Source organism: uncultured Phascolarctobacterium sp. (assembly GCF_958349595.1).
Taxonomy (GTDB): Bacteria; Bacillota; Negativicutes; order Acidaminococcales; family Acidaminococcaceae; genus Phascolarctobacterium.
Window position 1 is genome coordinate 17,536 of sequence record NZ_CATWDQ010000016.1, and the last position, 16,770, is coordinate 34,305.

Annotated in this window: 10 protein-coding genes and 1 other annotated feature; all 10 genes read left to right on the forward strand. The window is 50.9% G+C overall.

Going from position 1 to position 16,770, the window contains the following annotated elements:
• Positions 1-77: 77 nt before the first annotated feature.
• The 10 genes from Q4G98_RS10275 to Q4G98_RS10320 all read left to right on the forward strand — a co-directional run bounded on the left by Q4G98_RS10275 (position 78) and on the right by Q4G98_RS10320 (position 16,423).
• A complete protein-coding gene (locus Q4G98_RS10275) occupies positions 78-3,461 on the forward strand; it encodes an autotransporter domain-containing protein (RefSeq protein ID WP_298564749.1) in 3,384 nt (1,127 codons plus the stop codon).
• Between the two features lie 202 nt (positions 3,462-3,663).
• Positions 3,664-4,860: an MFS transporter gene (locus tag Q4G98_RS10280; protein ID WP_301961964.1), complete on the forward strand. Its 1,197-nt coding sequence runs from the start codon at positions 3,664-3,666 to the stop codon at positions 4,858-4,860.
• A 108-nt stretch (positions 4,861-4,968) separates the two neighbouring features.
• Positions 4,969-5,170, forward strand: a binding site (T-box leader).
• Between the two features lie 69 nt (positions 5,171-5,239).
• Positions 5,240-7,732, forward strand: coding sequence for a leucine--tRNA ligase (leuS, locus tag Q4G98_RS10285; RefSeq protein WP_366916999.1), 2,493 nt, complete (start codon positions 5,240-5,242; stop codon positions 7,730-7,732).
• Positions 7,733-7,869: 137 nt separating this feature from the next.
• Positions 7,870-8,520 (forward strand): ComEA family DNA-binding protein, encoded by a 651-nt coding sequence (locus Q4G98_RS10290; RefSeq protein ID WP_298564752.1) that lies wholly within the window; start codon positions 7,870-7,872, stop codon positions 8,518-8,520.
• Entirely contained in the window at positions 8,520-10,910 is a 2,391-nt protein-coding gene (locus Q4G98_RS10295; RefSeq protein WP_298564753.1) for a DNA internalization-related competence protein ComEC/Rec2, read from the forward strand. Before Q4G98_RS10290 ends, Q4G98_RS10295 begins: the two co-directional genes overlap by 1 nt.
• Positions 10,911-10,942: 32 nt before the next feature.
• Entirely contained in the window at positions 10,943-11,275 is a 333-nt protein-coding gene (locus Q4G98_RS10300) for a CGGC domain-containing protein (RefSeq protein WP_293547784.1), read from the forward strand.
• Between the two features lie 33 nt (positions 11,276-11,308).
• Complete coding sequence (holA, locus tag Q4G98_RS10305) at positions 11,309-12,343, forward strand: DNA polymerase III subunit delta (protein WP_301961965.1); 1,035 nt, start codon at positions 11,309-11,311, stop codon at positions 12,341-12,343.
• Between the two features lie 208 nt (positions 12,344-12,551).
• Entirely contained in the window at positions 12,552-14,456 is a 1,905-nt protein-coding gene (locus Q4G98_RS10310) for a glutamine synthetase (RefSeq protein ID WP_366917000.1), read from the forward strand.
• A 173-nt stretch (positions 14,457-14,629) separates the two neighbouring features.
• A complete protein-coding gene (locus Q4G98_RS10315) occupies positions 14,630-15,871 on the forward strand; it encodes a metallophosphoesterase family protein (RefSeq protein WP_298564755.1) in 1,242 nt (413 codons plus the stop codon).
• Positions 15,872-15,931: 60 nt separating this feature from the next.
• Positions 15,932-16,423, forward strand: coding sequence for a YajQ family cyclic di-GMP-binding protein (locus Q4G98_RS10320; RefSeq protein WP_177561545.1), 492 nt, complete (start codon positions 15,932-15,934; stop codon positions 16,421-16,423).
• The last annotated feature ends 347 nt before the right edge of the window (positions 16,424-16,770 follow it).

Sequence of the window (16,770 nt, forward strand, 5' to 3'; positions counted from 1 at the left end):
CTAAAAATGACTTGGATATAAAATATATGTTATAATCTTAGTGAAATAATTTATAAATAACAGGGGAGGGAGCGGCAATGAAAATTAATAAAAAGTTGTTATGCAGTCTGCTGTGCAGTCAGTTTTTGCTGAGCACAGGCGCTTATGCTCTGGAACCTTCGTCTGTAGAGTATGTCTATTACAAGGACAGGCCGCTGGTGTGCCTGAACTTTTATGGTGCAGGGAAAAAACTGAATGATGATTATGATTCTACCTATACCCTCACTGCCCCTTTAAAGCAGGCTCTTATGCAGGGTATGGATTATATGGCACAGATGTTGGGGCCGCAGGCTGCAAATAAGGAACCGGTAAATTTTTATATTTTTACCAATGATGTTGCGAATGCTGACGCTACGACTACTAATGAAGCTGGGGAGATGTGTCTGGATATTTTGCAGCAGGCTTTTGTGCAAGGTAAAGTTTTGCCGCCCATGACCGGCGCTTATATCCGTATTGGTGTGATAGATGATAAAGATGAGGAAAATAAAGGATGGGCAACGGACTTTTCTTCCCAGCTGCCGACAGGGGGCAACAAGTTTTCGCTGGGGCCGACGATAGCCCATGAGATGGTGCATGCATTGGGCGTGCTGGCAGCACAGGATGAAGATGATTCGACTCGATTTGCTTCTGCTTTGAATATTTACAGCGAGCATTTGTATGATTACTATGGTAAACAGGCCCAGCCCGGTATGCAGATCGTTGACGATACCTATACACAAAATGCAGATATTGCCAACAGTTTTATTGTGCGGGGCTTCGATGATCTGTCGGATGAAGGCGGCGCCTATTTTTCTGGCGAGCATGTGCGGGAAGTTCTGCGCGGCGCGAAGTTGGGAGATAAGTATCAAGTACCTGGCGTTCCTGTTAACGGGTGGGAATATATGGGTGATGACGACGAGGGGAATCCAGTAGTGTTGCCGGATATTTCGCATTTAGAGCTGCGCAACGGCTTGATGAGTCATTTTAATTATCGTAATTATACTACTTTTATGGAAGCGGAACTGGCGGTGCTGCAGGATCTGGGTTATCAGATCGACCGGCGCAATATGTTTGGTTTTTCCGTTTATAATGACAATGAAACATTTATCAATACCCAGGGCTACAGCGCCCGCAACGCAGCAGGGACAGCCTATCTGCCGGGTGTGGCTAATGACAGCGCTTTCGGTGTAGGGCTGCATATCTATGGTTCCAATAATACGATCACGCAGGCGGCGGATATTCTGACGGACGGGTTTGCCGGTACTGGTATCCGTATCGATGGACTGGGGAACAATAAGATAACGGTAGCTGCTGATACCAGTGTGCGCGCTGACGGCAGCAATGGTATCGGTCTGTTGACCTCCTATGGCAAAAACCATGATCTGACTGTCAACGGTGTGGTAACGGCGCTCGGCAGCGGCGGCGTGGCGGCCCGGTTTGATTTTGGCGACAATTTACTTGCCAATGGGACGGAATACCGGGGGTCTTATATCTGTTCTGTTGATAATGCCAATCTAAAGTTAAGCGAAGAAAATCATCCTGAGCTTAGTGGAGCTTTAGTCAAAAGCTTTAATGTAAATGGTACTTTGGCCGGCAATACTGCCGCGATCTATATCGCACGCAATGCCTTTGTTGAAAAAATCAATATCGAAAACGGAGCGCGGCTTTATGGCGATATCATTTCTGAATGGGGTCATTTTGCTGAAGCCGAAGTTCCGGAGTACTTAAAGATTCAATATTATGATGACGGCAAATTAGGGACAGACCTTTTAACGCAGCTGAACTTTAACGCTGATCTGGCCTATACCGGTAAGATCACAGGCAGTGATAACCTGCAGCTGAATGTTACAGGCGGCAAGTTAATGTATGACGGCAGCGCCGATGTTGTCTCAGTAAATGTAGCGCAGGGAGCGCAGCTGCTGGGCGGTAGTTATAAACTTAATCAGCAAAACAGCATTAATTACGACAATTCAAACTCAGGCCAATTTATCAGCGCAGGCCTGATCGGCGCTTTGACACCGACTGATAGCGATACGGTGATGAGGATAGAAGGCGAGCTTGACGCTAAAAACAGCAAGCTGCAGTTTACGGCCAATAAAGATTTCATAGGTACGATTTCTGTTACCGGCAAGGCCGATATTACTGATACGACGCTGCATATCGACAGCCAGGGTGTATATATACCCAATAAAACTTACAATACGGATCTCGTCAAGGCAACAGGTACTCTGACCGGCAGTATCACAGCTATGGAGGAGTATCGTTCAGGCATGATGGGAGCGGAGTTAAACAGTGCCGATACCACAAAGCTGTTGAACGCTCTAGACAATTCTGGTGTGGTCAATATTACTTTTATGCCGCAGGATAATCTGGGCGTACGCACGGCAGTGCAGCAGCAAATGTATGACAATGTCAGCAGTGTTTTAACGTCGAAGCCTGCTTATAACTATGATTACGCAGAACTCTACAGTTTGGATGCCGCTAAAGCTAAAGCGGCGCTGACTTCGTTGACAGGCGGCCTGCAGTCTGAGCTGGCTACAGCAGTAAAGCAGGATCGTTCTGCGGCTGCTGCTGTGTATGACAGGCTGGCAGCAGCGGATACTGACAATGATAAAGAGCTGTGGGCAGTGCTGCAAAAAGGCTGGGGCAGCATGGACAGCGCCGGCTGGCGCGGTGAGAGCAAGACTAATAGCTTCGGCGTCACTATCGGCCAGGATAAGGCTTTGAGCGACTTATGGCGTGGCGGTGCGTTGCTGCACTATGGCAGACAAAATGTCAGCAGCAGTGGTGACAAGGGTTCGGCTGATGATGTACGTCTGGGCCTTTACAGCCGTTATGGTAGGGAAAACGCGGCCAATGTCGCCATGTATCTGACTTATGGCTGGCAAAACAATGAAACGCAGCGTTCATTGGTCAATCTGCCGGAACGCCTGCGTGGCGATTATCACAGCGAAGTTTTGAGTACAGGCCTGCAGTTGAGCCGTACTTATCCACTGTCTCCCCCCCGTGTACACAATGACAGCGACTGGAGTATCAGGCCTTACGCCGGTGTGGACGCTTCTTTTTACCGGCTGCATGGCTTCAGTGAAACAGGCTCCCGTGGTTATAGACAAAGCTATGATGGGCAAAGTGATAAAGTAGTTAGCGTCGATGCAGGACTGGAACTAAAACGTAAGCTCGGCCCTGACGGCAGTTATACTATCGGCGCAGGTTGCCGCCATATTTTAACCGGTGAGGATACACCGCTGATGGCAAGGCTTGCGGCCGGCGGCAGCAGCTTTACCAGTATTGGCAGCGGCAGTGCTAAAGACCTGCTGACGCTCAAGCTGCAGGGTGAGGCTCGGGTCAGGGAAAATCTGACCATCAGCGGGCAGCTGCTGCAGGAAATGGGGCAGGGCACCCGCCGGCTGACAGCAGCACTCAATGCGGAATGGAGCTTTTAACTGAAAAAATTTAACCGCCAAAATTGTTTTTGGCGGTTTTTCTTTGCTGTTATCTACTACCAAAGTCTGAATGATATTCATAATATAGATATGAAGTTGGAATTGACCGTCAAGAATCTTTTTTCTTTCTATCCCCGGTTGCTGTTGCCGCTTTCGGTGTTTTTATACAATAAAGATACCAAAATATAAGGGAGGGGTAACAATGACCAAACAGCAGGATTTCAGTATGTGGTCGGCAAACTTTATTTTATTTTGCCTGGCTAATTTTTTGTATTACGGGGCTTTTTATTTATATATCCCGGTTTTACCGCAGTATGTAGAAATTCTGGGCGGTACGCCTGCCGACATCGGGCTGGTTGGCGGTGCTTTCGGCCTGTCATCGTTTATTATCAGGCCGTATCTGGGTAAGCTGGCCAATGAATGGGGCCGCAAACGCATGATGCTGCTGGGTACGATCTCTTTTGCGCTGCTGTTTCTGCTGTTTGGCAGAGTCACTGGCGTAGTGGCGCTGGTGGTGCTGCGTCTGGCACATGGCGTTTGTCTGGCTATGTATCTGGCGGCTTCGGCGGCCTATATCGCTGATTATGCTCCGGTTGACAGGCGCGGCGAGGTACTGGGGATTTACCAGACCTGCAGCGTTGTTTCCATGGCGATTTTCCCGGCAGTAGGTATCTGGATACTGCAGCATACGCAAAGCTATCCCTTTTTGTTCAATGTGACTTTTGTGACGGCCTTGGTCTGCTTTTTCGTGCTGCTGCCGCTCAGGGAAACAAATCCGGTTTATGACCAGGAACGGAAGCTGGATCTGCTGCCGATTTTTAAGCGCCGGGTGATTTTTATGTGCTCGCTGTGTCTTTTGGGAGCGTCGCTGGTCTATGGCGCGATCCTGACTTTTTTACCGATCTATGCACCGCTGCGCCATGTAAGTGATTATGGTATTTTTTTTGTAGTCTATGCTCTGGCAACGATGGGCAGCAGGGTCTTTGCCGGTAAGCTGTCCGACCATATCGACCGCCGGCTGGTCATCCTGCCGTTTTCGCTGCTGGTAGCGCTGGCAGCCTTGTGTTTCTTCGTTTTGGATAATGTCTGGACGCTGGGACTGATCGCAGTTCTGTTCGGTTTGGGCTATGGCGCTTTGGTGCCGGCGCTTACAGCGTTGGTCGTCGATGTGACGCGGCCGGAAGAACGTGGTCCGGCGCTGGGATTTTTTACGGCGTTTATCGAAGTGGGTATCGTTGTCGGCGCTATGGGGCTGGGTTTTATTACCGAGGCTTTGGGCTATGCCAATATGTTTGCGCTGTCGGGCATCATCGTGCTGGTGATCACGCTGGCCTTCTGGCTGCTGGTGCAGCAGCGGCATACTGTTAAGCTGGAAGTAGAAGAAACAGGCTCCAGGTGAGTAAAGGCCGTTGCAAGCCGGCTGTCGCCCCACAGGCAGCAGTACAGTAAGAAAAGACTTGAAACTCCACGGATTTGTGATATAATGGTTAAAGTATTTGCAGAATGAACAAATTCGTGGAAGCGGAGTAGTAATCTCAGGTCCCTGTTGCAGAAAGTTGACGGAAGCTGCGAGTCAATACAGGAGCAAGGTGAACTCGCCGCGGAGGAGTCGCGTCAAAAGCGCGGACGCAAACCGGCGTTACAGGTTTCGAGTGGCCGAGTTTTTTCGGCAAGCAGGGTGGTACCGCGAAAGCCATTTCGTCCCTGGCCTAACAGCCGGGGACTTTTTTATTTGCCGCGCTGCGGCGGTAAGCAAATTTTAGGAGGTTATGAGAAGAATGATCGAAGAAAAGTATGCTCCCCATGCCATAGAAAGCAAATGGCAGAAATACTGGGAAGATAACAAAGCTTTTAAAACTGACATTGACAACAGCAAACCCAAATCCTATGTGCTGGAAATGTTCCCGTATCCTTCGGGCAACCTGCATATGGGTCATGTGCGCAACTATTCTATTGGCGACGTAGTGGCCCGCTTCCGCAGCATGAACGGTTTCAACGTGCTGCACCCGATGGGCTGGGACTCCTTTGGTATGCCGGCCGAGAACGCCGCTATCAAGCACGGTATCCATCCGGCTAAATGGACGATGGAAAATATCGCCAATATGACCCGTCAGCAGAAGGAACTGGGCCTGTCCTATGACTGGGACCGCGAGGTTGCCACCTGCAAGGAAGATTACTATAAGTGGACTCAATGGTTCTTTGAGTTGTTCTATAAACGCGGTCTGGCCGTGAAGAAAAAATCCGCCGTCAACTGGTGCGATGAATGTAACACGGTTCTTGCCAACGAGCAGGTTATCGACGGCCGCTGCTGGCGCTGTGATCATGAGGTCGTTAAAAAAGACCTGTCGCAGTGGTTCTTTAAGATCACCGATTATGCGGAAGAGCTGCTGGACGATCTGAAGCTTTTGAACGGCTGGCCGGAACGCGTCAAGACCATGCAGAAAAACTGGATCGGCCGCAGTGAAGGCCTGGAATTCAGCTTTGACGTGCCCTGCATCAATGCCAAACTGCCTGTGTATACTACCCGCCCGGATACGGCTTTCGGCGTCACCTTCGTGGTTCTGGCTGCCGAACATCCCATGGTAGAGCAGCTGTGTGAGGACAATCCCAAGGCTGACGAGATCAGGGCTTTCTGCGCCCGTGTGCGCAATCAGTCCGATATCGAGCGTACCTCCAGCGAGTCGGAAAAAGAAGGTATCTTTACCGGCAAATATGCGGTCAACCCCTTCAACGGCCGTCAGGTCGAGATCTGGGTCACCAACTATGTTCTGTACGATTACGGCACCGGTGCGGTCATGGGCGTACCTACCCATGATGGCCGCGACTGGATGTTCGCCGATAAATACGGTCTGGACAAGATCGTCGTTATCAATCCGAAGGATAAAGAACTGAAGCTGGAGGATATGGACGACGCCTACGAAGAAAAAGACGGCGTCCTGGTCAACTCCGGCCAGTTCAGCGGTATGGAAATGCACGATGCTGTTAAAGCGATCATGGATTATGCGGAAGCACAGGGCTTCGGTTCCCGCCACGTCAACTACCGTCTGCGCGACTGGCTCATCAGCCGTCAGCGTTATTGGGGCGCGCCGATCCCGATCATTTACTGCCCTGACTGCGGCGAAGTGCTGGTACCGGAAGCAGAGCTGCCGGTACGTCTGCCTGAAGACGTCAAGTTTGATGCCGGAAGTGTTTCGCCTTTGGCAACCAGCGACAGCTTTGTCAACTGCACCTGCCCCAAATGCGGCAAGCCTGCCCGCCGCGAGACCGATACTATGGATACCTTCCTGTGTTCTTCCTGGTATTATCTGCGTTATACCGACCCGAAAAACGCCGCTGCCCCGTTCAGCAAAGAAGCTGTTGATTACTGGGCTCCGGTCGATCAGTATATCGGCGGTATCGAGCATGCGATCCTGCATCTGCTGTATTCCCGTTTCTTCATGAAGGTACTGCGTGACGCAGGCCTTGTTAAATACGACGAACCGTTTACCAACCTGCTGACCCAGGGCATGGTCATCAAAGACGGCGCTAAAATGAGTAAATCTCTGGGCAACGTCGTTTCGCCGGAAGAGATCATCAGCAAATATGGCGCCGATACGGCCCGCCTGTTCATTATGTTTGCCGCACCGCCGGAAAGAGAGCTGGAATGGAGCGATCAGGGCGTGGAGGGTTCCTTCCGCTTTATCAACCGTGTCTGGCGTATCGTCAGCCATTTCCAGGGCGAGCTGGCACAAAAAGTTACCAGCTATGATACGTCCAAACTGGATGAGGCGGATAAAGAGCTGCGCCGCGTGCTGCATACTACGATCAAAAAGGTGACCGACGATATTGAGCAGCGTTTTAATTTCAACACGGCTATCAGTGCCATGATGGAACTGGTCAATGCTTTGTATGTGTATAAGGAAGCGCAGAAAAATTACAATGCCGGTCTGGTTTACGAAACTATTTCCGCACTGCTGCGGTTGCTGGCTCCTTTTGTACCGCACGTGACAGAAGAATTGTGGCACGGCGTGATCGATGCTGGCAGCAGCGTCCATGCGCAATGCTGGCCCAAAGCCGAAGCAGAGGCTATGAAGGTAGATAATGTAGAGATCGTGCTGCAGATTAACGGTAAAGTCAAAGGCCGTCTGGTAGTGCCGGCGGAAGCCAGCAAAGAAGAGCTGGAAAAACTGGCTTTGGCAGATGAGCATATCGCCGCTATGGTCGATGTCAGCAAGATCGTGAAAGTCGTTTGCGTACCGGGCCGTCTGGTCAATATTGTAGCCAGACCCTGAGCCGCAGAAGAAAATTAAATAGCAGGATCAGTAAGATCACATCATAAAGACGCTATGGCAGAGTTCCTAAGGTATAACGAATTTATTGTTGACCTAAGGAGCTCTGCTTTTTTGCGTTTTAAAGGGGCTGGATAGCAATGCTGGAACGGGGATTAAGAAAAAAAGTAGCGGCACTGGGGGCAGCGGTAGTTTTATGTGCCGGCGGCAGCCTGTGGGGATCGTCGCCGCAGGAAACAGGGGAAATGGTCATGCCTGCTCCGGCTGCTGGCGTCAGTGCGGTACCGGCTCAGGGTGTACAGGTCTATGTGAGCGGTGCGGTAGCGAAGCCGGGTCTGTATGAAGTACCGGCAGGCAGCAGAGTAACGGCAGCAATCGCCGCTGCCGGAGGGCTGACGCTGGAAGCCAATGCGGATAAGGTCAATCTGGCGAAGCTGCTGAAGGATGGTATGCAGGTCAATGTACCGCGTTTAAATGCCAAACAGCTGCGGGAGCAGCGGTCAGTTGCTGTCGCTGACAGAAGTGCTGCTACAGCAGGCGGTAACGATGGCGCTGTGGGCAAGAGTAGTGCTGCCCGTGGTGCGTCAACAGCCAAAACTATGGGGAAGGTCAGCCTGAATACGGCGTCGGCAGCCGAACTGACCTCTTTGCCGGGAGTGGGCGACGTAACGGCGCAGCGGATCGTGGAATATCGGGCTTCACACAGATTTGCCAGCATCGAGGAGATCATGCAGGTCAAAGGTATCGGCAAAGCTAAATTTGCCAAAATGCAGCCTTATCTGGAGCTGTGATGCGGCAGCAATTGGAACAAATACTTGTCTATGGCACGCTGGCCTTTCTGCTGGGGTGTCATCTGGGACTCGGCAAAATTATACCCTTGTGGGCAGCCGTCAGCCTGGGTGCAGTGTTTAGCCTTTTGCTTATCGGCGCCTGCTGCAAAGACTGGGAAAGTAAAATTTTGGCAGTGCTGGCTGTGGGTGTTTTTTTCTGCTGCGGCGCTGCTATTGGCAGCGGTGCTATGCGTCAGGCGCAGCTGGAAATCGGTTCGTTTACAAGTCAGCAGGTGCTGGTGTATGGTACGGCGGAACCGGGCAGTGTTAAAAACAGGCCCGAAGGCACCAGCCTGGTACTGGTGTGCAATGCGGTACAGGCCGAATCTGTCGCAGCAGATACTAAAGACAGCTTAAACACAACTGCTGCCCCAACCAACAGGACAGCGACTGCTGTGGCCGGTAAAGTACGTGTTTTTATCAAAAATGTGCAGCTTGCTGATAAGCTTGTCGGTCAACTGGCGCTCAGGGGCACCTTAAAGCCGCTGACGAATTTTGCCAATCCGGGCGGCTGGGACGGCGAGCTGTGGAACGAGCTGCAGGGTCTGCAGGGAAGGATGTCTGTCAGCGGCAGCGAAGTATATTTGTCTGGCGGCAGTCCGGGTATCAGCGACCGTATCGCCGGGCTGGCGAATAATTTGCGGCAGCAGCTGCGAAGCACTGTTCCCGGTCAGGCCGGCGCAGTGCTGGCCGGTATGACTTTGGGTGGGTATGACGGTATCAGCGCAGAGACGCGGGATGCTTTTGCCAGGGTAGGGCTGGCACATCTGCTGGCGGTATCGGGCACGCATATAGCGTTGCTGACCGGCTTTTTACTGTTGGTGCTGCGTCGCCGCAACCGTTATACATTGCTGGTAGTGGCAGCTATCCTGCTTTTCTATGCGGCCTTGTGTGGTTTCAAGCCGCCGGTGCTGCGGGCGCTTTGCATGTCGCTGGCTCTGTTTGCTGCTGGCAGCGCCGACAGACTGCCGCAGCGCAGTAATATTTTCTGCGGCGTAGTTTTGCTGCTGCTCTGTTATCAGCCGCGCTGGCTGTGGGACGTGGGCTTTCAGCTCTCCTTTGTCACCACGGCGGGGCTGTTGTATTTTTATCCGGTGCTGAGTGGAGTCTGTGCCCGTTACATGCCTGTAGCCGCTGCCGAGGTTTTGGCGGTTTCCTTAACGGCGCAGCTGGCAGCTTTGCCGTTTTTAGTACATTATTTTCATCAGCTTTCTCTGGCCGGTTTGGCTGCCAATCTGTTTTTGGTGCCATTGCTGGAAATAGCTGTGCTGCTGACACTGGCAGGTTTTGCACTGCTGCCGCTGCTTGGCTTGGGCAAGCTGCTTTTTGTGCTGGCTGGCACGTTACTGCTACCGCTTTTAAAGCTCATCGGCTGGCTGGCGGGCTGGAGCTGGGCCACCATTACCATTGGCAGCTGGCCTTACCTGTGCAGTGCTATCTATTATTTGCTGCTGCTGTTAGTGCTGGGCAACAGCGACTGGGATGATTTTTCAAATAAAGAGCGGCGTCTGCTGATCGCTTGCTGCTGCTTTACCTTAGTTGGTATCGGCGTTTACGATAAAGTCAGGCCGCAGCCGCTGACTGTACATTTTATCGATGTGGGGCAGGGGGACGCGGCATTGGTCATCACGCCGCAGCGGCAGACGCTGCTGATCGACAGCGGTGGTCTGCGCGGTGATTATGATACAGGCCGCCGCATCATCCTTCCCTATCTGCGTTACTTGGGTATCCGCAGTCTGGATGTAATGCTTTTAAGCCACGGCCATCACGACCACGCCGGCGGTGCGGCCGCTGTATCCCAAAATCTGACAATCGGGAAAATCATTCTGCCGCAGGAGCAGCCTGCGGCAGATGTACAGGCCTTGCTGCGAAACACCAAAGCGCAGGTCGAGCATGCACAGACGGGCAGCAATTATTCCCTGGGCAATACTGAGTTGCAGATCGTCAGCGCACCTGTCAGCAGCAGTACTGCCGGTGACGCCAATGAAAGCTCGCTGATCGTACGGGTGGCCTCTGCGGGCGGCAGCATCGTCTTTACAGGTGATGCCACCGAAGACGAAGAACTGCTGGCAGCGGGGCAGATCCAGCCCAGTCAAGTACTCAAGGTCAGCCATCACGGCAGCGATCATTCTTCCTGTATGCCTTTTTTAACAGCGGTTCGTCCGCAAATAGCGGTCATCTCCGTCGGCGCCGGCAACAGCTACGGGCACCCCGGCAGCGCTGTGCTGCAAAGGCTGGCAGAAGTGGGGTCACAGGTCTGGCGAACAGACTTAGGCGGTGCCATCAAAATCACTTTTGACGGCGGCACGGTAAAATGTTATAGTTATCGGTATCAGAAGGAATATTTTTAGTGCTTCAGGATTGCCTGAAGGAGTGTGATTTTATGAAACTGGGCATCATCAGGTGTATGCAAACGGAAGACTATTGCCCTGGCACTGCTGATTTTAAAGCGGTACGTGAGAAAACAGGTGCTTTTGCGGAGGTCAGGGAAGAAATAGAGATCATCGGCTTTATAAACTGCGGTGGCTGCCCCGGTAAAAAAGCAGTCCTGCGGGCACGTGAACTGGTCAAACGCGGCGCTGATACGATCGCTTTTGCTTCCTGTATCCACAAGGGCACGCCGATCGGTTATCCCTGTCCCTTTGCGAAAAAGATGCAGCAGCTTGTTGCCGCAGATCTGGGAGCGGACATTACTTATCTTGAATATACGCATTAAAAATAGTTTCAGTATTTTGTAAGGAGCAGACGTATGGAAATCACGGCAGAAAAAATCATGCAGCAGCTGCATAAGGGCGAACTGGCCGCAAGTGTGATCGCTGTTTTTGGTGAAGAAGGCTATTACAAAGATAAGATCTCCGTTGCGTTGCCAAAGGCTGTTTTTGGTGAAGCAGCGCCGGAAGACAGAGAAATCACCGTCTTTGAACGTGATACAGATATGAAGGAGCTGTCTGCCGCCATCAATACCTATCCGTTTTTCTCCGGCCGCAGTCTGGTAGTAATTAAAGATGAAAAGCTGTGGGGCGGGAAGGATGCCGGTGAGAAACGCAAACAGCAGCAGGAAGAACTGGCCGAACTGCTGGCCGATGTACCGGAACACTGTCAGGTATTGCTGTTGGGCGAAAAAATCGACAAGCGCAGCAAGCTGTATAAAGGCCTGCTCAAAACGGCGGCTATGGTAGAATGTAAGCCTGTCAAAGCCTACCAGCTGAAACCCTGGCTGGACGATCAGGCCGCTTTGCGCGGCTGCCGGTTCGATTACGAAGCTTCGCAGACGATCATGGAATATTTATCGGTGACGGATAACGCGCCGCTGCTGCTTTTGGAGCAGGAAATAGAAAAACTGTCGGTTTACGCCGGTGAACGCAAGATCTGGACGAAAGACGATGTTGAGCAGACCTTTGCCGCCTTGCCTGAGGTTTCGCGTTTTGCATTGCTGAACGCTATCGCTGAAAAGCGGCTGGGACAGACGCTGGAGCGCCTGGGTGAAGAACGCAAGCATGGCAATACGGTGCTGGCGCTGTGCGGGCTGATCTCGTTTCAGGTGCGCCGTTTAGGACGGGTCAAGGAACTGCTGGAAGGCAGGGCTTCGCAGGCCGAGATCGCCTCGGAATTGAAAGCAGCCCCCTTTGCCGTCAAAAAAATGGTCGAGCAAAGCCGTCGTTTTGGTTTGGGCGAATTGGAACGGGCGCTGCTGGAGCTGTCGCAGCTCAATATTGAAGTGCGTTATGGCGGCAGACAGTTTGAAAAGCTGGAAGAGATACTGATCCGCCTGCTGAGTGACTGATCTGCGGTGCTGGTTGAGAAAAGCGTTTAAAGTTTCTTGTAAACACTGGACAAGCCAGACTGATGTTTGTTATAATGATGGCGATAGATCAATGGGGATCTTTCTGTTTTGCTGCCCAAAACAGGAAGGTCCTTTTTATATTTGTAGTTGTATTTCTGTTTCAGCATTGGGAAAGGAGCGCGGCACAGTGCCGCAAGTGATTACTATGATGAACAAGGAAATGTTGTATTACATCAACCCCGAACAGCAGACCCCGGAGGAATTAAAGGCTTTGCTGGAGATACATCCGGAAATCAAATTCGTTTCTTTTATGGGTGTGGATTTTGCCGGCAACGACACTGATGAAAAAGTGCCTATCAATTTGTTTCTTGAAGATATTAACGGCTTTCTGGAAGGCATGGCAGCCCAAACCGACGGTTCTTCCGTTGTTTTGCCCGGTATCGCTACGCTGAACAATGCCCGCGTCGACATGAAGATCGATAAAAGCGTCAACTGGTACATAGATTATAATTACGAGCATTTTGATGCCAATACCGGCAAAATGGTCGGTACTCTGCGTATCCCCTGTTTCCTGATCCATAACGAGGTCTTTGTCGATTCCCGTTCGATCCTGCAAAACAGCCTGGATTATGTGGAAGCGCAAATGCTGGAAATGTTCAAAAAACATCCGCAGATCGCAGGACTGGAGCATGTCGACCTGTCTCAGATCGAAAAACTGATTTTTACCTGTGCTACCGAACTGGAATTCTGGGTCAAATCCCCGCGTGAAGACGCGCCGATCGATGCACTCTCATCTTCACAGATGATGCAGGAACAATATTGGCAGCGTACACGCGGTAATGTGCGTACTGCTTTGGAGCAGACTATTGAAATGATGGAGGCCTACGGTCTGGAGCCGGAAATGGGCCATAAAGAATGCGGCGGTATCCGCGGTCAGATCGACGGGGCCGGCCATATGACCCATGTCATGGAACAGCTGGAAGTAGACTGGAAATTCAATGTTGGCCTGCAAACTGCCGATAATGAGCTGCTGGCCCGCATCATCGTCAAAGAAGTTTTCCGGATGAACGGTCTGGAGGTTTCCTTCCAGGCAAAACCGATCCCCGGTGTTGCCGGCAGCGGTGAACATACCCATGTTGGTATCGCCGCCAGACTTAAAAACGGTAAAACAGTCAATCTGTTCGCACCCGGCGATATGAAAGCTGATTTCCTTTCCGCTATCGGCTACGGCTCGATGATGGGTCTTCTGAAAAACTATGAAGTCATCAATCCCTTCATTTCGGCGACGATCGATTCGCTGAACCGTTTGAAACCCGGTTTTGAGGCTCCTGTCTGTATTGTTACCTCTCTGGGTATCAGCCCGCAGATCCCTTCCCGCAACCGTACGATCCTGGCCGGACTGATCCGCGATATCGACAGCCCGCTGGCGACCCGTATCGAGATGCGTTCGCCGAACCCCTATACTAATACCTATATCGCCATTGCCGCTTTCTATCTGGCTATGTGGGACGGTATCAAGGCCTGCGTGGAATCCGGCAAAAACCTGAAAGAGCTGGAAGCCGAGCTGTCCAAAAAAGCCGGCGTTGAAGGCTTCTATCTGGAAAAAGACCGTGAATACCGCAGTGAAGACGATGTTTTTGAAGATTTTACCGAAGCAGAGCGCAGCCGCCTGTTTGGTAAACCGCCTGCAACCGTGTGGGAAAATATGTGTGGCTTCAGCAAATATCCTGAAAAGAAAGCCGCCCTTACCAGCGGCAATATTCTGCGTCCGGAATTTATCGATTCCTTTGCTAAGGGAGCCTTAATCCGCTGGCAGACCGAGCTTTTAAACAGAATGATCCCCGAATTCCATGCCGAGATCGTAGCCATGAAATGCCTGCATGATACCGGCTTCTACAATAAATGCGACGACGAAAAATGGGCCAAGATCGCCGCTCTGCGCGTGATGCTGGCTAAAGATTCTGTCGAAGCTCCCTGTATTTTCACCATGATCCGCGAGGCTTTTGCCCGTGGTGATTTTGACAGCGCTTCCAAATTGAAGCTGGAAATGGTCAAGACCATGGAAACACTGCGCAGCAGCTATCACGATTATAAACAAAATATCATCGACTGATAAAACTATTATCACTGGACCCGCCGGTAGCTGTTATCGGCGGGTCACGTTATTTTTCACAAAATGTTTGCTTGACTGGAGCGGAGTCAAGGCCTGTATAATTTAGGCAGGGAAAACAAAGCGGACGGTATCAGTGCCGTGACGAAAGATAAATATTATTGGGGGAGCGCAAAATGAGGTGGAATAAGGTTTTTTCAAAAACAGGTCTGCTGGCAGTGATGCTGGTAGTGATCGGAATAGGAATATTTTTTTATGAACGGCAATACTGCGGGGCCGAACAGCCGGCGCGATATGAAACGCAGCAGCTGCGGCAGGTGATCACAGCTGACAGTAAGACTTCGCGGACGATCATGTGGCAGACGGCGGCGCCTGAAAGTGACGCCTGGGTGGAATACCGGCTGCAGGGCGGTCTGGATATTCAAAAAACAGCGGCGCATGGCAAAGAATTTGCAACTGACGCAGGCACTGTCTATCAGCAAAGCGTGACTTTGACAGGGCTGGAACCTGCGTCAGTATACGAATACAGGGCCGGCAGCGGCAAAGAATTTTCAGACTGGCATACATTGCAGACAGACGGCGGCGGTGCTTTTTCCGCTTTGATCTTCGGTGATTCGCAAAGCCTTGATTATAATGTCTGGCGGCAAACAGCGTCAGCTGCCTATGCTAACGACAAAGCGGCCGCCTTTTTCATCAACATGGGCGATCTGGTCGATAACGGCGAACAATACAGCCAGTGGCGCAGCTGGTTTCGCGGTGCGGCAGGACTGCTGCCGCAGATACCTGTAGCCCCCATCAGCGGCAACCACGAAAACTATTCGCTGCAATGGAAGCCCTACAAGGGTGACTTGTATCTAACTTTGTTCGACCTGCCGCTAAACGGGCCGGAAGGTCTGCAAAAACAGGCTTACAGCTATGATTACGGCGAGGTGCATTTTGCTGTTATCGATACGCAGCTGGAAGAATTAAAAGACTGGCAGCCTGATTTGGTTGCACGGCAGGTTAAATGGCTGGAAAACGATCTGGCAGCCAGCAACAAAAAATGGAAAGTAGTTTTAGTGCACCGCAGTCTGTTCCGTTATCAGGATGGTAAACCGAACGAACTGGGCGCGGCCCTGCTGCCGGTTTTGGACCGCAGTAATGTAGACGTAGTTTTTTCGGCACATATCCATACCTATGGACGTACGGCGCCCTTTAAAAACGGTAATGTAGCAGGACAGGGAACGGTCTATATTTCTTCTGGGCGCAGCGGTGACAAGACCTGGGCCGGTTCGCGGGCCAAACCGCAGGAAGTGGTTTTTGACAATGTGCTCGATCAGCCTAATTATATGAAACTTACTGCTGACAGTCACAAACTTACTGTTACCAGCCTGAAGCAGGACGGCAAGCTCATCGACACAATGACGCTGACAAAATGACAAGCTTCTGATTTTTTGATATAATAATACTATTAACAAATCAATGAATGGAGTGACATCATGGCTAAAGACAGTTCTTTTGACGTTGTCTCGCAGGTCGATATGCAGGAAATGGACAATGCGGTCAATCAAACGAAAAAGGAGATCGCCCAGCGTTATGATTTCCGCGGCAGTGATGCCAGTATCGAATTAGAAGAAAAATGCATCAAATTGGCAGCCGAAGACGAATACAAGCTCAACGCAATTATCGATATGCTGCGTGCCCGCATGGCCAAGCGCGATATCCCGCTGCGCTGCCTGGAGCTGGGCAAGGTAGAACCGGCTTCCAAAGGTACGGTACGCCAGACGCTGAATATCCTGCAGGGCATACCCAAAGAAAAAGCCAAAGCGATCGTGGCTGCTATCAAAGCTATGAAGCTGAAAGTAACTGCCCAGATGCAGGACGATCAGGTGCGCGTGAGCGGCGCCAAAAAAGACGAATTACAGGCAGTAATCCAAATGCTCAAAGCAGGCGACTTCGGTGTCGATCTGCAATTCATCAATATGCGCTGAACAGGTTTGTAAACGCTTCCTGCTTATGTAGGAAGCGTTTTTTAGTTTCTCGGCAATGTGACTTGTTAAGGTCTGATAGGTAGCAGATTTTTCAGCTGTAGGTGTTGCTTAAAAATCTGCAAAAAATATGTATACATGTATACATAGAAAAATTAAAAAAATAAAATTTTAAATTAAGGATATAAATAAGCCGCAAGGCCTGATGACAAGTAGTTGAACATCTTTCAGAAGACTTCGTTTGCAGCAGACAAACAAAACTTGATTAGGGGGGGACATGTGTTATAATTGACTCAACAAAATAAATAGCAGTAATTCTTAATCATAACGTCAGCGCTAAAGCAATAATT